The following is a 22,453-nucleotide window of genomic DNA, read 5'->3' as shown; positions in this document are numbered from 1 at the left end:
TTTGGTTAATGCTTATGATTTTTTGTTAACTAAACGAGATGAATAGGAGTTTTCGTCTTTGGATGATGGAATTTTTCCAAACCTTCGGTCTCTTTGCTGATAGGAACGAATGGCTTCGTATAATTCATCTCTTCTGAAATCCGGCCAGTAGGTTTCCGTAATGTAGAGTTCGGAGTATGCCAGCTGCCATAATAGAAAGTTACTGATGCGATACTCCCCACTGGTACGGATTATTAAATCCGGATCGGGAACATCTGCGGTCGAAAGGTGGTCACTTATCATTTGATCGTTGATAAGGTCGGGGTCTAAACGTCCTTCCTTTACATGATGAGCTATTTTCTTAACTGCCTCGGTGATATCCCATCGTCCGGAATAACTCAGTGCCAGGCACAATTCCAGCAGCTTATTATCTTTGGTGAGCTCAATAGCCTCCTGAAGCTCATTCTGGCAATTCTTTGGAAAGCGGTCCATCTGACCAATGGTGGCCAGCCTGATATCGTTTTTATTCAGGTTTTCAGCCTCTTTACGGAGTGAGGAAACCAACAATCTCATCAAGCCCTGCACTTCTGCCGATGGACGTCCCCAATTTTCCGTTGAAAAAGCATACAGCGTTAAATATTTAACACCCAGCTGAGCACACGATTCTGTAATGTCCCGAACCGAGTCAACTCCAACTTTGTGGCCATGCAGCCTGATACTTCCCTTACTCTTAGCCCACCGACCGTTGCCATCCATAATTATGGCAATATGAAGAGGAATCTCGCCTGAATTCTTCAGGATTTCCTGATTCTTCTTATCGTCTTCAGTCTGTACGGTGTTTGTTAAAGTAAGCTCTTTCAAGTGATTTTTTGGGCTGTTTTTGAAGCTTTGAAAATTAGAGCTTTGCTTGTCCTTTATCAAGGTAAATAATCTTTTCAGGAAGTTAGTTTTTGTTCCATTGATATCATCTCTAAAAGGGCCAAAGCGGCTTCTCCACCCTTATTCCCTTTCTCACCGGCTCGTTCCATCGCCTGTTTCACATCATCGGTAGTTAAAACTCCAAACGCCACGGGTTTATTATGTTTTAAAATTAAATCGGTAATTCCACGGTTAACAGCGTCACATACGTAGTCAAAATGTGGTGTTCCTCCTCTTATCACAACTCCCAGGGCAACCACACCGGCTACGTCTCGGTTCTCCAGAACCTTTTGCACGGTTAACGGTATTTCATAGGAGCCGGGACATTTTACTACCGTGATGTCCGCTTCCTCTATCCCATTACCTTTAAGCGCTTTTAAAGCCCCGTCCAGCATCTTATCGGTAATCATGGAATTCCATTTTGATACCACGATGCCAATTTTCACTTTTCCGGGATTTGTGTCGCCTTCTATTAACTCTGCTGCCATACTAACTCTTAATTTCCGTAATGTTTTTTCGTTGTTCCGTCATTTTCTTCATTTTCTCAATATGCTTGTAGGCAATCGTAACCACACCCAAATTGGTATATCCGGCATCGACACCTTCATGGGTATCACTGCCTCCGGTCATCAATAATCCGTGCTCCTCACAAAATTCGGTGTACTTTTTTTGCAGCTTGAAATTATGACTGGGGTGAATACACTCAACACCGTCAATGCCTGCATCTACAAAGGCCCGCATTTCATCCGAAGAATAAAACCTTCCGGGGTGAGCCACCACACTGGCTCCGCCCACATTTTTGATGATCTCAATCACTTCCCGGTAATCAGGATAAGTGCTTTCAATAGAACCCAATTTCTGATTGCTCAGGTACCTGATAAAAGCCTCTTTAGGGCTGCTTACATATCCTTTCTGGGTAAGCACCCGAGCCAGGTGTGGCCGGCCGATATTCGCTCCGTTTGCCTCTGCCCAAACCTCATCATACTCAACATCAATTCCCGACTTCTTCACCGTTTTAATAATCCCTTTAATCCTGTTTTTTCGGGCTTTCTTCTGCTCTTTCAGGAATTCTTCCAGATAATTGGTATCGGGATCAAAATAATAGGCAAGTATGTGAACTTCTTTATCTGCCAGCACGGATGTAATCTCCACACCGGGAATGAGCTCAATATCCAACTCATTTGCTTTATCAACAGCTTTGAAATACCCCTGACAGGTATCGTGATCCGTTATCGCCAGGCTTGCCAGATTTTTATCCTTGGCCACTTGCACGGCTTCTTCAGGTGATAAACGGCCGTCGGAGCAGGTGGTATGGATATGTAAATCTGCTTTAAGAGGCATGCTTTATTCCCCTGAAAGCAGCTTATTCATTTCTGCTTCGTTGGCAATAAACTCAAGGGCTTTGAGTACGTCCGGGTCTGATTTAAGTCCGGCTTCCACCCTTCCTGTTTGCCCCTCATATCGGGAAACCAACTCGAGATAAAGGTTTCTGCGAATTTCAGTTTCATCTTCTGTAAACTGCTTCTCCTTTTCTCTGGAAATAGCCGTTCTAAGTCCGTTTAATTGATTTTCGGCACCATCCACTCCTCTAAGCTGGGCAGACAACTCGTTTAGCAGTTTCTCGGATTCAGTGGCGAAATCAAAGCCATTTTCGGTAAGATAATTTCTGAATTCCTCAAAAACGTCATCAGGTAATGCATCATAGACAAAGGAATCATGTGTGGCTTCATATTCAGTAGCAAAATCGAAATACATTCCTTTTTGGAGCAAGGCTATCTCCAGAATACTCAGGTCGCCTTTTCCAGATTCCACATCGGGCTCAATGCCTCTTCCTTCATACACCGTTCTGCCGTTGCGGGTCTTGAATTCTCTTTTGGATGAGTCTTGATTCATAACCGCAGAATTCCGCCCCTGATGCGTGTACTGAATAGACTGAATACTTCTGCCGCTTGGAATGTAGTAACGCGAAATAGTGATCTTCAGGGATGTATTATACGGCAATGGCTTAACCACCTGAACTAACCCTTTCCCAAAACTCTGTTCTCCGACTATCAAAGCCCTGTCCAAATCCTGAAGAGCGCCGGCAAGTACTTCTGAGGCACTGGCACTTCCCTCATTCATCAAAACCACCACCGGTTTGTCGAACATAACAGGCTCTCGCGTTGCAAAGGTTTGGTTATACTCTGCTACTCGCCCGCGTATATCCACAACGGTAATGCCGGGCTCAATAAACTTGTCGATAATACCTACGGCTTCCTGTAAAATACCTCCTGGATTGTCCCTTAGGTCAATCACTAAACCATCCAGCTCCGTGCTCTCCGTCAAATTAATCATGGCTTGTCTGACTTCCTCAGCAGAGTTACTGCCAAACTGAGTGAGTCTAACATAACCGGTTTTTCCCTCTTCCCCAATCAAACCGGAATAAGAAATATTGCTCACTTCAATGCGCTGCCGGTTGAGGGTGAAATCCAGCGTTTGATCAAGTCCAAAACGTTCTATGGAAATGGTAACATCTGATCCGACCTCTCCGCTTGTCAGCGCATTTACTTCTTCGGGTTGAAGTCCTTCGGTTGAAACTCCATCAACGGCAACAATCACATCTCCGGCCCTGATGCCGACTTGCTCGGCCGGGCCGCCTTCAGTAGGTGCAATCACAACCACTTCCCCGTCACGATAGCCGGCTTCAATACCGATGCCAGCGTAATTGCCTCGCGACATGATTTCGGCCTGCTCGTTTTGAGATTCATTGAACATGACGGTGTAGGGGTCCAATGTTTCGAGCATGGCATCAATACCATTTCGCATGAGTATCTCGGGATCTACCTCATCCACATACTCCAGGGCCACATTTTCATAGGCATTACTGAAAATGCTAAAGTTCTTTTTGATCAGGAAATAGATATCCGTCTGCTGTGCAGCTATCCCTGCCGAAGCAAGTATAATCAGCGCTGTGGCAAAGGTTGCTTTATATTTCCCTTTCCTGGTCATAAAATCAGTTGGCAGAAATTCTGAGAGTCTGGCCTACATAAATCCGGTTTCCGGAGATATTATTCAGGCTTCTCAATTGACTTAAGCCAACGCCAAAGCTTTCTGCTATTTCGCTAAGGGTGTCGTTTTGCTTAACGGTATAGGTGGTATAATTATCGCTATCGGTTGATGTTGCGGATGCGATAAAAATGTCTTCTCCACGGCGCTGCTTGCGCTCGATAGCCTGCTTCTCGGCGTAGCTCATTTCGTTTACTTTTTCGTAATGGCTCTTCCGGCTTTTTGGCACATGAATGGTAAGCGACTGCCCTACCCTTATGGTATTGCCGATGCCGTTCCACGTGCGGATATTCCACGCTCTTACATCATACCACTCAGCAATATGCCCAACCGTATCACCTGTTTTCACTTTATAGGTCACGGCTGTTGAATTTGCAGGGGCACTAACCTGAGATGAGGACGACCGTCTGGTAGTCACACTTCGCTGCTGGTTTGTGGGTTTGTTGGCAGAAATCTGTGTAGCACTTCCCTGAGGAAGAGGCACTACAATTTTCTGCCCGGGGTAGATAGTACTGGAGAGGTTTTCATTGGAGCCATACAAACCGGCTACAGTAGTTCCGTATTTACGAGCAATAATTCCCAGAGACTCTCCCCTTTGAACCGTATGCATGGTTATGTTCTGGCTTCGGCTTTCTTTAGGAATCTCATTGTACTCAGCCAGAAATTCTTCTCTGTCCGTTTCAACAGGCAGTTTCAGTGGATACTTTCCTCCCGGAGGGGTTGCCCAGCGAAGCAGTTCAGGATTGTATTCTTTAAGTTCTTCAGTGGTGATACCTGCAGCAGCTGCTAAATCCGACAGTTCCATTAACCCGTCAACTTCTACTACTTTGTAGGAATAGGGCTCACCGGGATAGCTTTTCTGGAATCCAAATTCTTCAGGGTTCATCCCAATTAAGGTTGTGGCAATAAAGCCGGGAACATACCCACGGGTTTCTCTTGGCAGATATGGATAAGCTGCCCAGTAATCTTCAACTCCACCCGCTCTGTTGATGGCTCGTTTCAGCCCACGCGGACTAATATTGTAGTTCGCCATTGCAAGGTGCCAGTCACCCCAAATATTGTATAAGTCTCTTAAGTGACGTGCTGCTGCACGGGTTGCTTTTTCGGGATCGCGACGCTCATCAATCCACCAGTTAGCTTCCAGTCCATAAACGGAGCCGGTTGCCCTGATAAACTGCCACATTCCAACAGCAGCAGCCCAACTACGTGCACTTGGGTTTAATCCACTTTCAATAAAAGCGAGGTATGTAAGTTCTTCGGGTACGCCCTCTTCTCTAAAGATCTTGCGCATCATAGGTTGGTACTTAACTGCTCGTTGTAACCACGTCTCCATTACTTCAGGCCGACGTAACGTATAATAAACCAGGTGGCGGTTTACTTTGTCATTCTGAATAAGCGGAACATCCGTTTTATTCAGTGGAAGGTCTTCCGGGAAGTCATAATCTTCGTTCATCCAGCTGTCATCTTCAGAAAACAGTTCTTCCTGAATAGCAAAAATCTCTCCTTCAGGCTCATTCCCAACTTCCGTGATACCATAAAACTGTCGGTATTCTGAAATTACGGATCGGTACAGTTCGGTAAATCGCCGGTCGCCCCGGATTTCAGGATAATCATCCAACAGTCCCTGAGTGGCAGCTACGGCATCATTAATCTGAGCTTCTGCTTCCAGAGGATCATTGCTTACCTGGGCTTCCATCGCTTTAATGTGTATGCGATAGATATCCGAAATGCGACTCATGATATCTTTCTGGAAGTTATCCAGTTCCTGCATGGCCGGTTGCTGGGTTATTCCATCACCTTCCTGCAAACCTTGCATAGGACTTTTGTAATCCAAAAGCCGCAATGGCATTTCTTTTAAATCGAGTGTTGCAGTGGTGTCCTGGGCAGAAATGCCGGGTGCAATAAACATACAACAGGTTATGGCAATAGCCGTTTTTCGTAACTTCTTAAGCATGTATTAGAGATGATTTTAAAATGATTGTCTAAAGTACTAATTATTGTATAGAATTGGGAGAATAGAACTCACGGCAACATCAACGAAGAAAACAACGAATTAGCGCCCTTCTTTATTAATTTTTCCGGATTGAATGATTTGCTTCTCTTGCCCGGTCCATTGTTGCGCTAATGGCCATCTGCGCCCGGTTCCAAAGGCTTTTGCGGACACTTTTAGCCCGGGTGGTGCCTGGAATCGTTTGTGTTCGTTCAAATCTACCAATCGGAGGGTTTTATCTACGGTGTGCTCGTCTAAGCCGCTACTGATGATTTCTTCTCTTGATCGCTGCTCCTCCAGGTAGTATCTCAAAATGGTATCTAAAGTTCCGTAGTCGGGCAAAGAATCTGAATCTTTTTGATCTGGGCGTAATTCCGCACTTGGAGCTTTGGTAAGAATGGCCTCCGGAATTACTTCTTCCCCGTAATATTCTTCATTCAGCCAGCGGCAAATATCATAAACTTCGGTTTTGTAAACGTCGGATATGACGGATAATCCCCCGGCCATATCGCCATACAGTGTGCAGTAACCGACAGCCATTTCGGATTTATTTCCTGTATTCAGCAGCATATATCCAAACTTATTCGCAATGGCCATGAGTAGATCACCACGGGTCCTGCTTTGCAGATTTTCTTCTGCCACATTGAATTCAGTTCCCTCAAAAACCGGAGCCAGCGCATTCAGGTATTCTTCGTAAATATTTTTTATGGGGATTTCCAGGAGTTCAATCCCCAGTTTCTCCGCCAGCCTTTCTGAATCGGAGACACTTCCTGCCGATGAAAACTTCGATGGCATCGTCACAGCTTTTACATTTTCTGCCCCGAGTGCTTCTTTCGCAATCGTACAAACCAGGGCAGAGTCAATTCCCCCGCTCAGACCTAATATCACTTTATCGGCGGCGTTGGATTTTTTCAGGTAATCGCGAACTCCCATTACCAGACCTTCAAACATAACCTGCTCTTTGCCCGGTGTTTCAAAGTTTGCCTCCACATCCGTTATAGCTTCAACCGACTGATCTTCTTCATTGAAGATAATATCCATGTAGTCCGGTTCGAATCTCTTGGATCGAGCTTTCATCTCTCCGGAACCATCAAAAGCAAGGGAATCACCGTCAAACAAAAGCTCGGTTTGGGCGCCCACCTGATTCACATAAAAAAGTGGTGTTCCTAACTTCCGGGCATGATTTTGAAGCATTCTTTTCCGGGACACCGGTTTATCTTTATTGAAGGGAGAAGCCGAAATGTTGATAATGGCTTTTGCTCCTTTGTTTGCCAATACTTCGGCAGGATTTACATCGTAAATGTGGTACTGAACATCATTATCGTTAAACCAGATATCTTCGCATACGGTAATCCCGAATGGAAATCCTTTGATAACAACCGGCTCAAATTCATTACCTGGCTCAAAATACCGCAGATCGTCAAATACATCGTATGTTGGGAGCAGAGTCTTGTGAACCCGTGTTACCTCTTCTCCGTGCTGAGCTACAATGGCCGAATTATAGCAAGACCGGCCTTTCCCTGTCAGGTTTTCGGTAATTGAACCAAATATAACCGTTGTTTCTCCCGTAGAATCAATGATTTCGCGATTCACCTTGTAAAGTAATTCACGGAATACACGGCGCTCCATTAAATCCATAGGCGGGTAGCCGCATGTCACCAATTCAGGTAGCAATAACAGTTCTATTCCATCTTTCTCAGCTTCGCGAATAGCTGACAGAATCAGTTCCTGATTTCCGGTTAAATCCCCGATTATCGGGTTCAGTTGTTGAAGTCGTATGCGCACAGTCTCTTAATTAATTGGATTCAAGATAAGGAGTTTGGTGGTTAAGTGATAAGGTGATGACGTGATTAAGTGATATAGGTTGATGGATCTACTTACTCATCAATATTTACTTTTCACTTAACGTACACTGTTTTGGTGTTTATGAATTCGTGGATGCCATATAATCCTAATTCTCGTCCATAGCCGGAATTTTTAATACCACCAAATGGCAGGCGGGGATCGGATTTAACAAGTTCATTAACAAAGCAGCAACCGGCTTCCAGTTTTGTGGCTGCAATTTCTTCGGCGTTTTCCACATTCTGAGAATAGACCGAAGCACCTAAGCCATAATTTGTGTCATTGGCTACCTGAATGGCTTCTTCTTCATCCTTCACTTTAATGATGCTTGCCACCGGACCGAACAACTCTTCCGAATAGGCCGGCATTCCGGGTTTTACATTCGTAAGGATAGTTACAGGATAAAAAGCTCCATCACCTTCCGGTTTTTCTCCTCCCATAACCAGTTCAGCTCCATTCTTTATACTTTCCTGAACCTGCTCATGTAGCTGATCTCTGAGATCAACCCTTGCCTGAGGACCAACATCGGTGTTATCATCAAATGGATCTCCCACTTTTCTGGCTTCCATCAGAGCAGTGAATTCTTCCAGGAATTCATCATACACCTCTTCCACCACTACAAACCGTTTGGCAGCAATACAACTTTGCCCGCTGTTCAGTAGCCTTGAGTTTACGCAGGTCTCAGCGCTGGCTTTGATATCTGCATCTTTAAGAATGAGGGATGGATCACTGCCTCCCAATTCAAGTACGGTTTTCTTGAGCATTTCTCCAGCCTGTGCTGCCACAGCTTTTCCTGCCCGAGTGCTACCAGTTAGGGTTACTGCAGCAATACCTTCGTGCTGAATTACCTGTTTCATATTGGATTTATCACGCACAATCGTTCGAAATAAATCCTTGGGAATTCCAGCTTCATGGATGATTTCTTCAATCTTTAAGGCACATCCGGTTGTATTTTCTGAATGTTTGAGTACAGCACCATTTCCGGCCATGAGTGCAGGGGCTGCAAACCGAAATAACTGCCAGAAGGGGAAATTCCACGGCATGATGGCCAAAACCACACCCAACGGATTGAAGGTAACATAACTTTTGGAAGCATCTGTTTGAACCGGGTCGTCTTTTAAAAAATCTTCAGCGTGTTTGGCATAATATTCACAAACCCAGGCACATTTCTCGGCCTCTCCGATTCCCTGCTGCAGAGGCTTGCCCATCTCCTCTGCCATCAGCCTACCCAACTCCTCTTTCTGCTCCCTCAGAATTCCGGCAATTTCATTGAGGTAAGATCCTCTTACTTCAAAACCGGTTTGTTTCCAGTCGGCCTGAGCAGCATTCGCTTTTTGAATAATCTCATCCACTTCATCAAAGCTCATATCATCATATTCTTTGATGACTTTTCCGGTAGCAGGATTTATAGTTTTCATGTAACTATTCTTTTGTTGAGTTTCTTAATCGATAAAACAGCATATCAATAGTTTCAATTCCGTTTCTTCAAGAGATAGGGTTTGAACTATGATTCTCAGGATTTTCGGATTACAAGATTCAGGTACATTTCAAAATCCGTGATCATCCGCCAAACCCGCTTTATCCGCGTTCCATCACGAATGTTTTTCTACAGATTCCATAATCCTGTCCAGCACTTCGTGCAGTAAATCGTCTTCGATAATTAATGGCGGTGCCAGGCGAATCAGCGTATTGGAGTGAAGAGTCCAGCCCAGCAAAATCCCCATTTCAAAACAATCTTCAACAACCTTTTTGGTTAAATCCCAGCTTTCCAGTTGAAGGCCCAGCATGGCGCCTTTGCCACGGACTTCAACAATCCCCGGGCCCCTCAATTTTTCTTTGGTGATTTGCTCTATTTCCTTCGCTCGCTGTAAATAATTGCCCGATAGCAGTTCTTTGAGGTTGGCATATGCTGCAGCTGCAGAAACCGGGTGTCCGCCAAAAGTCGTTACGTGATTCAGCGGCGGGTCGTACTTAAAGGTTTGAAAAATTTCGGCGGATGAAACAAAAGCCCCCATCGGCATGCCTCCGGCCATAGCTTTAGCCAGACAAAGGATATCAGGAGTAACTTCGTATTCCTCAAAAGCAAACAGGCTTCCTGTGCGACCAAAGCCCGATTGAATTTCATCAAAGATAAGCAGCACGCCGGCTTCATCACATCTTCGGCGGACTTCCTGCAGCCACTGCTTATCAGCGGGAATAATCCCACCCTCTCCCTGTATGGGCTCCATAATTACAGCAGCGGTCTTATCATCGATCAAGTCCAGGTTATCTTCCGAATTAAAAGAAAGAAAATGAACATCCGGCAAAAGCGGCAGATAAGGATCCCTGTACACATCCCGGCCGGTCACACTCAGTGAGCCATGCGTGTCGCCGTGATAGCTGTTCTTAAAAGCAATAAATTTTGTTCGCCCGGTGTATTTTTTTGCCAGCTTCAGAGCGCCTTCGGTAGCCTCTGTTCCGCTGTTTACAAAATAAACCTGATTCAACTGTTCAGGAAGATTTGAGGTTAGCAAATCCGCAAAATCAACCTGCGGTTTTTGCACAAATTCTCCATACACCATCACATGCAGGTGCTTGTCAACCTGTTCGTGGATAGCTTGAATTACTTTGGGATGGCGATGACCCAGGCTGCTTACGGCAATGCCTGAAATAAAGTCCACGTACCGTTTATTGTCTGTGGTAAAAAAGAAGGGGCCCTCGGCATGAGAAATTTCCAGCCCCATGGGAGCATCACTGGTCTGAGCTATGTACTTGAGGAATTTCTTTAACACTTCTGAATTTTAGCTAAGATTTTCCCTAAGATAGCTAAGTAATTCAAAATAAATGTAGTGGCTTACCGATTTCCGGTTTTGTGTTCATTCTTCTTCCACTCATCGAGTAGCTGAATAAACTCTTCCTGCATAGCTTTCCCTTTGTTGCGGGCATACCATAAATGCAGATTTTCAGATGCAACCTTATTCTCGATTTCAGGGTTTGCCCTTTCGCTCATATATACTTCCTGAATTTCCTTTGGTCGTGGACCCCAGGTTCCCAAAACCTCCAGCGTTTCCCTATCCAGAGCAATCAGCTTGGGGATAGAGCGGGAGCCATTGGTCAGAAATTCATCCATTACTTCCGGATACTGGTCTCTCAGAATAAGTTTAAGCTCAATGTTATCCGACAATCCGGCCATTTTGTGGATGAAAGGCAACGACTGAGCCGCGTCCCCGCACCAGCCTTCGGTAATAACCAACCACGTCATCCGGTTTGGAAAGTTCTTAAGCTCATGTGCAAGCTCTTCAGAGATTTTTGCTCTCTTATTCCATTTGGAGGTCCGGTGTATATTCAACTTGGTGTACTCCAGCATATCAGGGCGGTTATCCTCATTGGTTGTCCGGTCCTCTTTAAATAATTGCTGTACCAAGTCTGTGTATTCCTCAAAAGAAATGGTGTTCTCAATGAGCTTTCTCGTTATTACCGAATCTACTGCTGTTTCCATGCTATTTGTTAGTCGTACTACTTAAATTTGAAATATAATTGTTTTGGTGCATCGCTTCATTAACTAATCGATTGTATAGAAGCTTCCACAAGCTGTTTTCTTACTTCAATCGTAATCAATGAAAACGAATCTATTTGGAGATTATATGAAGAAGAAAAATTCTGCTTATTCCCCATAACCCTTCCAGAGTTATGGCAATTTATTTGACTCAAGCAAATAGGCTTAACTCTGGAAGGGTTAGATAGGGCTGGGAGATAAATCTGGCTTCCAATGTTAATTGAACTCAGTTTTGAAAAAGAATTTGTAGCAACAACGTTCCGCCTATAAAAGCCACAAAGCTGAAAGAAGCAAAGAACTTCATTTTCATCACGGTATCATATTCATCCTGATTTCCTTCCAGTTTCCAAACAAAGGTACTAAGGGCAGCATAAGCTGTAAAAGTCACCCCTCCGAATATCATTCCCAATTGCTCATTTTGGTGATCAAGCAATACAGAAAGCAAGGTTGCTCCAAGTAAGAAAAGGATGGCAAAAAACCATTTCACCCCCTTCAACCCAAACCGAACTGCAAAGGTACGATCTCCCCTGCCCTCATCTTCGTCCGTTTGATAAATCTGGGAAACCGGGTACAAACTCAATATTATCGCGGCCACTCCTAAAGCAATGATATCTTCCGAGATGCTAATCGGGTAAGCTCCCGCTGCCAGATAGCCCAGAAAAAAGGAGTTGGTTCCGGTACTGATGCCAATGGCAACTATGCTAAGGATTGGTTTCCCTTTCCACCGGGCAAGCGGGGTTGAATACAGCCAAAAAAACAACATGCTGACGGCATAAATGATGGCATAATTCCAGCCGACGGTAATTGCCCAGCCTAAGCCGGCATATTGCATGATCAACGAAGCCGGCCACATCCATGTGTTCATTTTTGGGGGTGATTTTAGTCCCCCAATGGGACCTTCATCTTTATCCCACCAGGAATTATAGGCCGTAGCCCCGCCAAATAAGAGCACATGCACGTTTATAAACTGCAGCCAAAATTGGTCCCATGCTACTGCATCCACAAAGAGCGCTGCGATTAAATAACCTCCGGAAAGGATAAAAAACTGGTAGTGCAGCCTAAGGTGAATGATGAAATTCAGAAGTTGCTTCAAGTTTACTGGCTTTGGTAATTCAGTTGTAGTATTTCTCGTTAGCTGAATTTAACCTATTGAGTTTTTAATTCCTGAATAATCATTCCTTATCTTTGTGATATGTTAGCAGAGACAAAACAAATTGAGAATCAAAAACTGATTGCTGAGTCTGAGTGGTTGCACGAAAAGGAAGCTCACGAACAACGGGTGAATGAGTTACTGGATGATTACCTGGAAGCGCGGTCTCGTCAGGAAAAGAATCCTGTTATGGATTTTCTTTTCGAATACTATGCCTTTCGTCCTTCGGGGTTGAGGAGATGGTCGCCCGGAATGGGAGTATCGCTTTCCTTTTCAAATTTCGATTTGTTACCTGAAGTAAGTGAGCTTACTGTTAATGGCGACATCGCTTTTATAGACCCTGCCCTCTTCCCTGAAAAACGCATCTCCTCTTTGAAATGGATGCTGCAGATGCTGGAGAACACACAGAACAGCCGACCCTCATTTGGCTGTTTTGGAATGCACGAATGGGCAATGGTTTATAAAACGGATAATCCAAGGCATGATCAGGTTCCCATGCGTATGGAACCGGATGAGCTGGCCGAATTTGTGGAATCACGACCGTTACTCTGCACCCATTTTGATGCCTTCCGCTTTTTCACCCAACCGGCAAAACCCATGAACCGCTTTGAGTTATCGCGGGAGAAATTTCACAAGACCGAACAACCGGGGTGCATTCATTCAAATATGGATTTGTATAAATGGGCTTTCAAGATGTATCCATGGATTTCCAGTTCACTCATCCTGGATGCCTTCGAACTGGCAGTTGAGGCCCGACATATAGATATGCAAGCCAGCCCTTACGATTTACGAGATCAAGGGCTGGAGCCCATCAAAATTGAGACGGAAGCCGGCAGAAAGGAATACAAACAAAAGCAGGAAATGATCTTCCGAAAAGGCCTTCCCATACGCGAGAGAATCATTGAAAAGATGAGGGAAGTTTTAAAGAAAGTGGAATGATTAAGTGATATGGTGATGATCGAGGGATCACTCAATCACCATATCACCATGTCACTACCACCTATTGATGCCTGTGATACACTTTAGCTACCACTTTCCAACCGCTTTCAAATTTCAGCAAAGACAGGTAATCCGTAAATACATGCTTCCCTTTGTGATGTAATTCAAGCTCAACAGAAGCAGCATTTCCGGTCACGTTGATGTTTGTGAATTCCGGTTTCCAGACGTTATTCTCAGGATCGAATTCCGCACTTTCTTTTCGTTTCTTTGTGCTTTCAATCCATTTGGAGATGGGATACCTGCCAATTTCTTCCCCATTTACAGAAAAGATAGCAAAGTCTTTGTGAAAGGTTTCAGCCATTGCTTCAGGATTTAATTCATTGAATGCCCCGTGAACATAGCCGTTCAGAATTACTTCCTTAACAGCTTCTTCTTCCTTGGCAATATATTCGGTGGCGTTTATACCAACCAGCAGCAGAGTAAACACAAAAACAAAACTTAACAGTACAGACTTTCTCATGGTAATATAGATTTGGTGAGGGTTAACAATCTTTTATCACGTTCAACGAAGCAAATAGTTACAGAGTGTAGTGATGTGGTGATAAAGTGATATAGTGGGCTGGGTATTATTTTTTACCGATTTAGTCGATCAGCCTCTTCATCCCATCACTTAATCACCTAATCACCAAATCACTTCCCTCAATTGAATAACTTCTTCAAAATTGTTTTTACCTGTTTCACATCTTCATCTCCTATTTCGAAGTAGAAAGTGGCGCGAATGGTTTTGGGACCAAAAGGGATCATGACAATGCCTTCTTCCTGGAGCCTTTCAACGGCAGAAACAGCATCTCCTTCCGGCACATCAAAAATAAGGATGTTTGTTTGCAGGTTGTCCATATCGATGGCCAGTTTGCTACACCCGGCAATAGTCTCCGCCACATCACGGGCTCTCCGATGATCATCTTTCAGAAGCGGCCAGTGATTATCTACTCCGTATTCAGCGGCGGCAGCAAGCAGCCCTATCTGTCGCATTCCTCCACCCCACATTTTGCGGTAGCGCCGGGCTTTGGCAATGTTCTTTTTTGAGGAAAGCAACATAGACCCAACCGGAGCACCCAATCCTTTAGAAAAGCAAACTGAAATGGTATCGGCGATGGTTCCAAAATATTCCGGTTTAATATCAGTGGCCGTCATCGCATTCCAGATGCGGGCGCCATCCAAATGTATGGCCAGCTCATGTTCATCAGCAAAGGCTTTAATCTCGCTCAACTCCTCCTTCGAATAGCACACGCCACCGCCCTTATTGGTTGTATTTTCGATACATACCACTTTCGTTCGAGGCTCCCAATCAAAATTTCCGCGGACTTTATTTTCTAAAACCGCTCTGTTCAATTTACCCTGTTTGCCCTGCAATGTGGTAACCTGAACTCCAGAAAGTGCCGGAGCTGCCGAGGTTTCATAATTGAAAATATGACCTTTTTCATCAATAAGAATTTCATCTCCCGGTTCGGTTAACACTTTAATGCCCAGTTGATTACTCATGGTTCCGCTTGGCACAAACAGTCCGGCTTCCATTCCAAAAAGAGCAGCTATTTTCTGCTGAAACTTATTCACTGTCGGGTCAGATTCGAACACATCATCCCCAACCTCAGCCTCCGTCATGGCCTTTAGCATTTCGGGAGTCGGACGGGTTACTGTATCGCTGCGTAAATCAATCATACTTTCATTTTGCTTTTTCAATTTCAAGGAATATAATCAATACCTGATGCGAACATAAGTAACGCTCACTCAGCTCATGAAAAAAAGTATAAAAGTTCAGCTCGGTCTTTCGGGTTACTCAGTACCGCCGGAGGTTTGCAGTATTGAAGATTGAAGCCAAATACGATGTCATTATTGCCGGCGGTGGTTTATCCGGACTCAGCCTTGCCTGGTACCTGGCAAAAGGAAATTATAAAGGAGAAGTGCTGGTAACGGACTCAACCTTTGCACCCACCAACGATAAAACCTGGTGTTTTTGGACCAATAATGAGCCGCCATACCGGGATATCATCTACAAGAAATGGAAGAAAACCTGGGTTTCCGTTCTAGACTACAGCACCTTTCGTTATCTCAATGAGTACAGTTATTACTGCATCCGAAGTGGAGATTTCCGGGAATACGTGCTCAGGGAACTGAAAAAGCACAAGAACTTTGATCTACTGGAAGACAATATCCTGGATTTTTCCTCCAATCAAAGTAAGGCGGTGATGCTTACCAAAGGCGGCGACAGTTACATTGCCAACTATATATTCCAGAGCATCATGAAACCCAAAGACCTTGACCGGTCGCAAATCAAATACCCGCTTATTCAGCATTTTCTGGGCTGGGAAATAAAAACCTTTGAGCCCGCCTTTGACCCGGAAACCTTCACCATCATGGATTTCGATAATGAGTTTGAGCCCGGTGTTGGTTTTATGTACGTGCTACCCTATACACAGAGCAAGGCCCTGCTAGAGTTCACGGTTTTTTCAGAAGACGTGCTGAAAAAGAAAAAGTACAAGAAAAAGATTAAGCATTACCTGCTGCATGAGCTTGGGCTCGACGACGATCATTATGAGATAAGGCGAAAAGAATATGGAGAAATTCCGATGGAAGACCGTCCTCATGTACCTTACTATGACAAAAACATTATCAATTTGGGATCGGTGGGAGGCCAAACAAAACCCAGCACAGGCTACACCTTTACCCGAATTCAGGACTACACTCAAAAGCTGGCTCAGAATCTGATCCAGGGATTTGAACCCCTTCCTCCGCAGCAATCAAAGCTAAAGTATCGATATTACGATCTGTTGCTGCTCCATATTCTTTCCAACTCCACCAACGATAGCCTCAGGGTATTCAGGTCACTATTCAAGAAAAATAACTTTGATGATATTTTCCGTTTTCTCGGTGAAGACACCAACCTTCGTCAGGATTTAAAAATAATGTCTTCTGTACCTTATATCCCCTTTTTTAAGGCTATTTGGAAGAATTTATGAAACGATAGCTCCCTCACATCCATTTTAATAAGTGAATTTAATCCACAGAAAATTCAGATATTATTATGGAAACAGAAAAGCTTCAAGATTATACAACCGACCTTTACGCATTATTAAAACACACACAAAAAGTAATTAAAACTCAGAAAAGCTCCAGCAAAGTAGATCACACCAAAGCCGTGGATTTACTACACGATATAGATGTGGCATTGACGGAACAGCTAAATGAATTCGATGGAATGGAAGCTTTGCTGAACGATGGCACAGCTTCAACCATCAAAAAGAAATTAGCAACCGTTTCAGGTTCACTGGCCGGGTTGATGGATACACAACGGGAAGATCCGGTATCCAAAATGCTGCGTGATGATTACACCGCACTCAGTATGATTGCCTCCGGCTACACTATGCTTCACACAGCTGCATTAGGAGCCGGCGAAGATCATTTAGCTGAGTTCACAAAATCCAGCCTGACAACCATAGCTGCTCTTATCACAGAAACGAGCCGGGTTATGCCCCATGTGGTTGCAAATGAATTAGATGTTGAGCAAATAGCTGAAGCCGCCGAAACCAATACTCAGGAATGCTGGAATCCTGAAACCATGATGGCCGAAGCATAATTTAGAGTTTAACTTTACTCATGCTACAGAGCCCGGTTGCCGCCGGGCTTTTTTATTCTGTAAAAAGAAATTGTGAGAGCATCGTAAGTGCAGCCGTCTCGGCCCTGAGCCTGTTTTTCCCCAGCGAAATCATTTGAGCATGCTTCTTTTTTGCCAGTTCAACTTCTCTGTCTGAGAAGCCCCCTTCTGGGCCCACAAGCAATAAATTCTTGTCGTGACTTAAGCTCTCAGCTTGGCGATTATCTGCTTCCACATGAGCCATCACCGAATGGTAGGTGAGATAGTGATCAAAAACATCGTCCAGGGAATTCAGGTAATGCACCTCTGGCAGCCATCTTCTTTTGCTTTGTTTGAAGGCACTTAATACAATGGATTGCAGTCGTTCTTCATTTATTCTGGATCGCTCGGAATGATCTGCATTAAAGATGCATATTTCCCACGCTCCGAGTTCCACCGCCTTCTCTACCGCAAACTCCAGCCGGTCTCTTTTCTTTATGGCTCCAAAAACCAACACTTTTTTGATCGTTGGCTCCGGTTCCGAATTGGTTTCCAGGATATTCGCCAATACTGATTTCTTGGAGATGGATGAGACCTGAGCTTTATACAAATTTCCCTTTCCATCAGAAGCGTACAATTCATCTCCTACATTAAACCGCAGCACTTTGGAAGCGTGAGCTGCTTCCTGATCAACCAATTCCAGTCGGTTAGCAGATATATGTTCAGGGTGTGCGAAAAAAACGTTATCCATTATTCAGTTCACTAAACTTAATGTACATCGGGAAACACCGGTTTACTGAGTAAGCAAGTTAATCAGCCCTGTAAGCCTTCTTGTAATATGCGCCGGGTTCAAATTCCGTATCCCCGGTTTCAAACATCAACTCGATGTAGGGAATGCAGAGTCCGCATCCACAGCTGCAGAAGTCTTCCGCCTGAAGTTCTTTTACGGATGTAATACCGTTCTCTTCAGCATGGTCTTTTACTTCTTTGAAGCTCCGGCTGTGGCATATACATCGGTTGACTAAATATCGGCTCATGGTTGCTTGAAATGCTTACCTAACTTGAGATCCTGTCCCTGGTAATTACTGTCAATTTCCTCGCCATATACAAAATCCGGTTTCTCGGCATTAGGCTCAAACTGCATACTGAACATGGTCTGACCATCCTCAATCATAAACGGGACATCATGTGAGCGAACTTCAAGCACTGCCCTTGCTCCCTGGTCTTCCACCGATCCGCCAAAGCCACTGTCAAAGAATCCTGCATAATGTGTTCGCAGCTCTCCCGAGCCAGTATCATAAGCCATCATTTCGCAAGCAAGGTGAGCCGGAACCCGAATTCGTTCTTTGGATGCAAAAATATAAAAGGCCTCCGGTTCAAGGATAAGCTGATCGTTCTGCTGGGCATAAATCGGCTCCCAAAATTCCTCCACTTCATAATGCCCGATATTCTCCAGATCGATATAATTATTGTGCTTTTTTGCTTTATACCCAATGATATCGCCCTTCTTCCCCTTCAGGTCAACACTCATAAACAAGCCTTGCTTAACCTTGATCTTCTCCATGGAAACAGGCACTCTTTGTTCATCAAACAGCAGTGGATCTGCTGCATGCACCCGTAGTAAATCCTGATCGGGAAGCACTTCAAATCCATGCCGAACGCGTAGTTGATTCAACCTTTGCCCGGTTTTTACTTTTATAGAGAATGATTTAGGGACCACTTCCAGGTACATTTTTCCACGATAGCCGGGGGTAACTTCTTCAAAACGATGCGAATAATCGGTGATGACCCGCGTGAATACATCCAGCCGGCCGGTGGAGCTTTTGGGGTTTGCCTTGGCCGAAAGATTTTCGACCGTACCCAGCTTGACTTCACTCTCTTCTTTATTTCCGTTGAACAGTCCCTTTTGAATCGTGTTGTTTGATTCGGGCATGTTCAGTTCTTCCAATAAAGGAATGATGTACACGCAATTTTGCTCCAGCACCGCTCCGTCTGTAATCGGCACTTCATACATTTTCAGTTTTTCCACCTTCTCTTCCACCGAATCATTTTCGGGTAGAAAGCTGCAGCGAACACGATATGCAACCTCACCAAGACGAAGATCGATGGAGTTGGGTTGAAACTGATTATCCTGAATGGGATAGTTTGGATCAGATGTTATAATCCCAAGTGCATGAAGTAACTTGAGTTTTTGAACCGGTAAAATTCCTTTTGTACGAAGCTGAACTTCTTTCAGAGTCTCAGGCATATTCAAATCGCGTGCTTATTTTCGACTGAAGATAACGACCACGTTCCAATATTCAATATTGAATCATGAATATTCAATATTGATTGAATTTAAAAGCCCCAATCACGATAAAGATCCGCACGTCGGTCTCTTAGAAAAAGCTTTTTTGCATGTGATCTATGCACTTCGGCAAGATCCAATTCTGCGTACAAAATCTCTTCAGTTCCTTCCCCTGCTCTGGCTATTATCTCACCCGCGGGATTGCATACGAATGATTCCCCGGCAAATGTAAGTTTTGGTTCTTCCCCCACGCGGTTGCACAAAGCCACGAAATATCCATTCTGGAAAGCAGCTGTTCTGACTTCGGCTTCATATAAACCTTCCGGCCATTCACCCACCGAACCCGCCTGGGGTATGAAAACCACATCAGCACCGGCCAAAGCCAGCGCCCGCATATATTCAGGGTAATGCCTGTCGTAACAAATGGCGATGCCGATTTTACCGAATGGGGTTTCATAAACAGGAGCACCGTTATCCCCCGGGGTGTAATACTGCTGCTCATGAAAACAGGCATACTCTGTGATATGCACCATGCGTGTGGTTCCCAAAATGGAACCGTCGGTATTAATAACCGGTGAGCTGTCGAAAAGAGCAGCTCCATCTTTTTCATACAGATTTAAGATGATGACCACACCGAATTCTTTTGCCAGTTTTGAAAAGACATCTGTAGTCTTCCCGGGGATAGATTCTGCAAATTCCGATGGGTTATCCGGATTTTGAAACTGAGGATAGAAAGGCTCGAACGCCAGCTCTGCAAAGCAAATGACATTGGCACCAGCCTCGGCTGCTTTCCTGGCCGAATCCAGTCCCTTTTTTAGATTCGCTTCTTTGTTCTCAGAACAGGATTGCTGTATTAGTGCAATTTTCATCATGCCTATTTTAATAGTGTCATTTTACGGGTGATAACTTCGTCTCCCGCCTTCAGGCGATAATAGTAAATTCCACCGGCCATTCCATCCGCATTCCAAGAAATAGTATAAGTGCCGGCTGGTTTTGGGCTATCCTCTAATTTATGGACTTTCTGTCCCATCACATTAAATACCGTGAGTGAAACCGGGGCAGCTTCCTTTAGTGTATATTGAATATGAGTTACCGGGTTGAAAGGATTCGGATAATTCTGATCTAAACTAAATTGATCAACCTTGTCTTTCTTTTCAGTACTTACGGAATTCGTAGTGTTCAATAAAATGCCAAAGCGGGGAGATGGTTCTACAACAGCCGGAGGAAATACCGGAGATTTAAGTACGCTTGTATAGCTTTTCTTCCCATCGGCCTTTACCTCAAAGAAGTAAGACTGTTCCTCTTCCATTAGCAGCGAAGTTCCGGTTTCATAATCAATCAGGGTGAAATCCCAATACTCCGGTATGTTGTAAAATTTATGCCATCGCAAGGTATAGGTTCCGCTTATTCCGCCACCAAAAACTGCAAGTTCATACTTTTGATGTTCAGAGGGATTCATTGCCCTTGCGTCCTGCACCAGCAAATCGTACCGGTAGTCGTTGCGGGTTCTGATAAAACTTAGGTACGGGCTTCCATCAAAGGGAATCATTTTACTTCCGTCAAATGCGTCCGGCTGATCGGATGATTGCGGACTGAAAAACAACTTATTGGAAATATCTTTCTGTCCGTTTGGTTCCTCCAGTTGAAGCTCGATTTGTCTAAACGTCTTATTTCTACTTTTCGAGAAGTAATAGGCATTTGCCGTATCGGAAGTTTTTGCTGAAGTCGGGATGGTAATCTGGGTTGTGGAACTGTCATTTCTTTCGGCAAAAAAGCCGGCCCAACTGCTTACAACCGTTTCGGTTCCAAAGTTAACCGTATTCAAGCCATTGGAATCATAAAAGTAGAGCGGACTTTTTAATCCACCATTCACACCCCCGCTGCCATTTCCCTCGATGTCATCAAGCTTGATGTTACTCATAAAGGGATTTCCGATAAGGGTGAATGAACTGCTGACGTCCACAATTACATCTGAGGAAGGTTCGGGGCCGGAAGCGTCAAGCATAAGGGGAAGCTCGGTACTTCCATTCACGTTATTATCAAAAAAGTAGGCAATAAATCCCAGTCCATCTCCCCATGGGGTATAAATATTCTCTGGAACAAGATACCCGTTCCCCGCCGTGCCGTTGGAAGCAGGATTGATGTAAATGTTTGGATCGGCGGCTTCATTCTCCCCGCCGGCAATTCCCTGAACAGCCGTGTCATCCATGATTTCTGTTACCGCCGCATCCTTCACCGGAAAAGACAACACCCTCCACCCGGCCTCGCCGGTAATTTCAACCCGGGAGGCAATGGGCTCAATGCTGATTCTAAAATTCCGGCTGCTTGTAAATGAATAGCTTGAGTCTTCTGCCATAATTATGGTTGTATCTTCATCCTCATCAATAAAATCCAGCTTCCAAAGACTCGAAATATTTTTAAAGCCAGCCCAGCTGATCGTGAACTCACCGGAAAAACCGGCATCTTCCATTTCCAGGTCATAGACCTGCACCGTATCGGGGTATAAATTCCGGGCATCCTGAACCAGGCGCTCGCTGCCACTGCCAAAGTCTTGCAGAAAAAACAAATAGGGATCAGCTGATGAAATCGGAGCCAGCTTTGCACCATCGTATCCATCTTTTCCTTCCGATCCGTTGGCATGAAAGTAGAGCTTGTTGCTGACATCTTCGACTCCGTTGGACGCCACCAGTTTCAGTGAGATTTCCCGGTAGGTGATACTTTCACTTTGAGCAACCGCTGCCGGACTGAAAAATACCCCAATCAAGAAGAAAAGCAGATTGATACTATGTATATGATGACCGATCAACGGCAAAGAATTTGGTTTATATAAAAAAGGTGCCCGATGTTGAGCACCTGATGACTTTATTAAATGTAACCGGTTTTTATAACCCTGATTCCTCTTGCCTCTTTTTGCGATCGCGTAATTTCTTGAGCGCATAGCCTCCGCCGGCAGCGGCCAATAAGCCAAGTCCTCCGTCAATTGGTGCCTGACTTGGGTTGGCTGGTAAACCGGGCTGAGCATGCACAATAACTGATAAGGCAAGTAAAAAAACAATTGTAATGAAGATATAAATGAGGGTTTTCATAATCTGAAATTTTGAATTTAAGACGATAAATGCTGAAGCTCAGAAGCAATC

At 44.5% G+C, this 22,453-nt stretch carries 21 protein-coding genes; 3 read left to right on the top strand and 18 right to left on the bottom strand.

Features of this window, described 5'->3' with window-relative positions; translation table 11 throughout:
* Window positions 1-12 precede the first annotated feature (12 nt).
* From JJ941_RS02290 to JJ941_RS02245, 10 genes are all read right to left on the bottom strand, one after another.
* Window positions 13-840, bottom strand: coding sequence for an isoprenyl transferase (locus JJ941_RS02290; protein ID WP_255134887.1), 828 nt, complete (start codon window positions 838-840; stop codon window positions 13-15).
* Between the two features lie 74 nt (window positions 841-914).
* On the bottom strand, window positions 915-1,385 hold the full coding sequence (gene ribH, locus JJ941_RS02285) for a 6,7-dimethyl-8-ribityllumazine synthase (RefSeq protein WP_290961891.1): 471 nt from the start codon (window positions 1,383-1,385) through the stop codon (window positions 915-917).
* A gap of 1 nt (window position 1,386) precedes the next feature.
* A complete protein-coding gene (locus tag JJ941_RS02280) occupies window positions 1,387-2,238 on the bottom strand; it encodes a PHP domain-containing protein (RefSeq protein ID WP_290961888.1) in 852 nt (283 codons plus the stop codon).
* Window positions 2,239-2,241: 3 nt separating this feature from the next.
* Window positions 2,242-3,885 (bottom strand): S41 family peptidase, encoded by a 1,644-nt coding sequence (locus tag JJ941_RS02275; protein ID WP_290961886.1) that lies wholly within the window; start codon window positions 3,883-3,885, stop codon window positions 2,242-2,244.
* Window positions 3,886-3,889: 4 nt separating this feature from the next.
* Entirely contained in the window at window positions 3,890-5,896 is a 2,007-nt protein-coding gene (locus JJ941_RS02270) for a LysM peptidoglycan-binding domain-containing protein (RefSeq protein WP_290961884.1), read from the bottom strand.
* A gap of 99 nt (window positions 5,897-5,995) precedes the next feature.
* On the bottom strand, window positions 5,996-7,717 hold the full coding sequence (locus JJ941_RS02265) for an NAD+ synthase (RefSeq protein WP_290961882.1): 1,722 nt from the start codon (window positions 7,715-7,717) through the stop codon (window positions 5,996-5,998).
* A 113-nt stretch (window positions 7,718-7,830) separates the two neighbouring features.
* Window positions 7,831-9,192 (bottom strand): NAD-dependent succinate-semialdehyde dehydrogenase, encoded by a 1,362-nt coding sequence (locus tag JJ941_RS02260; protein WP_290961879.1) that lies wholly within the window; start codon window positions 9,190-9,192, stop codon window positions 7,831-7,833.
* Between the two features lie 174 nt (window positions 9,193-9,366).
* Window positions 9,367-10,545, bottom strand: a complete 1,179-nt coding sequence (locus JJ941_RS02255; RefSeq protein WP_290961876.1) for an aspartate aminotransferase family protein — start codon at window positions 10,543-10,545, stop codon at window positions 9,367-9,369.
* A gap of 62 nt (window positions 10,546-10,607) precedes the next feature.
* Window positions 10,608-11,252: a thioredoxin family protein gene (locus tag JJ941_RS02250; RefSeq protein ID WP_290961873.1), complete on the bottom strand. Its 645-nt coding sequence runs from the start codon at window positions 11,250-11,252 to the stop codon at window positions 10,608-10,610.
* A gap of 283 nt (window positions 11,253-11,535) precedes the next feature.
* On the bottom strand, window positions 11,536-12,402 hold the full coding sequence (locus tag JJ941_RS02245) for a UbiA family prenyltransferase (protein ID WP_290961870.1): 867 nt from the start codon (window positions 12,400-12,402) through the stop codon (window positions 11,536-11,538).
* A 99-nt stretch (window positions 12,403-12,501) separates the two neighbouring features.
* Here JJ941_RS02245 and JJ941_RS02240 point away from each other — a divergent pair, with 99 nt between their 5' ends.
* Entirely contained in the window at window positions 12,502-13,398 is an 897-nt protein-coding gene (locus tag JJ941_RS02240; RefSeq protein ID WP_290961867.1) for a 3-methyladenine DNA glycosylase, read from the top strand.
* Between the two features lie 61 nt (window positions 13,399-13,459).
* Here the strand turns inward: JJ941_RS02240 and JJ941_RS02235 are convergent, their stop codons facing one another.
* Both JJ941_RS02235 and JJ941_RS02230 read right to left on the bottom strand, forming a co-directional pair.
* Window positions 13,460-13,918, bottom strand: coding sequence for a nuclear transport factor 2 family protein (locus JJ941_RS02235; RefSeq protein ID WP_290961864.1), 459 nt, complete (start codon window positions 13,916-13,918; stop codon window positions 13,460-13,462).
* 179 nt (window positions 13,919-14,097) lie between these two features.
* Window positions 14,098-15,117 carry a GntG family PLP-dependent aldolase gene (locus tag JJ941_RS02230; protein WP_290961860.1) on the bottom strand — a complete coding sequence of 340 codons (1,020 nt, stop codon included), beginning with the start codon at window positions 15,115-15,117 and terminating at the stop codon, window positions 14,098-14,100.
* A gap of 143 nt (window positions 15,118-15,260) precedes the next feature.
* On the opposite strand from JJ941_RS02230, the gene JJ941_RS02225 reads away from it, so the two are divergent.
* Entirely contained in the window at window positions 15,261-16,415 is a 1,155-nt protein-coding gene (locus JJ941_RS02225) for a lycopene cyclase family protein (RefSeq protein ID WP_290961857.1), read from the top strand.
* Window positions 16,416-16,480: 65 nt separating this feature from the next.
* Entirely contained in the window at window positions 16,481-17,032 is a 552-nt protein-coding gene (locus JJ941_RS02220; protein WP_290961854.1) for a hypothetical protein, read from the top strand.
* Between the two features lie 52 nt (window positions 17,033-17,084).
* On the opposite strand, the gene JJ941_RS02215 is transcribed toward JJ941_RS02220, so the two are convergent.
* From JJ941_RS02215 to JJ941_RS02190, 6 genes are all read right to left on the bottom strand, one after another.
* Window positions 17,085-17,780, bottom strand: coding sequence for an RsmE family RNA methyltransferase (locus JJ941_RS02215; protein ID WP_290961852.1), 696 nt, complete (start codon window positions 17,778-17,780; stop codon window positions 17,085-17,087).
* Window positions 17,781-17,838: 58 nt separating this feature from the next.
* Complete coding sequence (locus JJ941_RS02210; protein WP_290961849.1) at window positions 17,839-18,066, bottom strand: hypothetical protein; 228 nt, start codon at window positions 18,064-18,066, stop codon at window positions 17,839-17,841.
* Complete coding sequence (locus JJ941_RS02205; RefSeq protein ID WP_290961846.1) at window positions 18,063-19,277, bottom strand: 2'-deoxycytidine 5'-triphosphate deaminase; 1,215 nt, start codon at window positions 19,275-19,277, stop codon at window positions 18,063-18,065. Before JJ941_RS02205 ends, JJ941_RS02210 begins: the two co-directional genes overlap by 4 nt.
* Window positions 19,278-19,366: 89 nt before the next feature.
* Complete coding sequence (locus tag JJ941_RS02200) at window positions 19,367-20,188, bottom strand: nitrilase-related carbon-nitrogen hydrolase (RefSeq protein WP_290961843.1); 822 nt, start codon at window positions 20,186-20,188, stop codon at window positions 19,367-19,369.
* Window positions 20,189-20,190: 2 nt separating this feature from the next.
* Window positions 20,191-22,080: a T9SS type A sorting domain-containing protein gene (locus tag JJ941_RS02195; RefSeq protein ID WP_290961840.1), complete on the bottom strand. Its 1,890-nt coding sequence runs from the start codon at window positions 22,078-22,080 to the stop codon at window positions 20,191-20,193.
* A gap of 118 nt (window positions 22,081-22,198) precedes the next feature.
* A complete protein-coding gene (locus JJ941_RS02190; RefSeq protein WP_290961837.1) occupies window positions 22,199-22,402 on the bottom strand; it encodes a PID-CTERM protein-sorting domain-containing protein in 204 nt (67 codons plus the stop codon).
* Window positions 22,403-22,453: the final 51 nt, after the last annotated feature.

This window comes from Gracilimonas sp. (assembly GCF_017641085.1).
Lineage (GTDB): Bacteria > Bacteroidota > Rhodothermia > Balneolales > Balneolaceae > Gracilimonas.
This window is presented reverse-complemented; position numbering and strand designations above follow the sequence as displayed.

Coding starts and splice junctions, on each gene's coding strand:
- JJ941_RS02215 (WP_290961852.1), bottom strand. CDS start 17,780: ATGGATAACGTTTTTTTCGCACACCCTGAACATATATCTGCTAACCGA.
- JJ941_RS02280 (WP_290961888.1), bottom strand. CDS start 2,238: ATGCCTCTTAAAGCAGATTTACATATCCATACCACCTGCTCCGACGGC.
- JJ941_RS02235 (WP_290961864.1), bottom strand. CDS start 13,918: ATGAGAAAGTCTGTACTGTTAAGTTTTGTTTTTGTGTTTACTCTGCTG.
- JJ941_RS02260 (WP_290961879.1), bottom strand. CDS start 9,192: ATGAAAACTATAAATCCTGCTACCGGAAAAGTCATCAAAGAATATGAT.
- JJ941_RS02270 (WP_290961884.1), bottom strand. CDS start 5,896: ATGCTTAAGAAGTTACGAAAAACGGCTATTGCCATAACCTGTTGTATG.
- JJ941_RS02190 (WP_290961837.1), bottom strand. CDS start 22,402: ATGAAAACCCTCATTTATATCTTCATTACAATTGTTTTTTTACTTGCC.
- JJ941_RS02200 (WP_290961843.1), bottom strand. CDS start 20,188: ATGATGAAAATTGCACTAATACAGCAATCCTGTTCTGAGAACAAAGAA.
- JJ941_RS02220 (WP_290961854.1), top strand. CDS start 16,481: ATGGAAACAGAAAAGCTTCAAGATTATACAACCGACCTTTACGCATTA.
- ribH (WP_290961891.1), bottom strand. CDS start 1,385: ATGGCAGCAGAGTTAATAGAAGGCGACACAAATCCCGGAAAAGTGAAA.
- JJ941_RS02250 (WP_290961873.1), bottom strand. CDS start 11,252: ATGGAAACAGCAGTAGATTCGGTAATAACGAGAAAGCTCATTGAGAAC.
- JJ941_RS02210 (WP_290961849.1), bottom strand. CDS start 18,066: ATGAGCCGATATTTAGTCAACCGATGTATATGCCACAGCCGGAGCTTC.
- JJ941_RS02205 (WP_290961846.1), bottom strand. CDS start 19,277: ATGCCTGAGACTCTGAAAGAAGTTCAGCTTCGTACAAAAGGAATTTTA.
- JJ941_RS02240 (WP_290961867.1), top strand. CDS start 12,502: ATGTTAGCAGAGACAAAACAAATTGAGAATCAAAAACTGATTGCTGAG.
- JJ941_RS02275 (WP_290961886.1), bottom strand. CDS start 3,885: ATGACCAGGAAAGGGAAATATAAAGCAACCTTTGCCACAGCGCTGATT.
- JJ941_RS02230 (WP_290961860.1), bottom strand. CDS start 15,117: ATGATTGATTTACGCAGCGATACAGTAACCCGTCCGACTCCCGAAATG.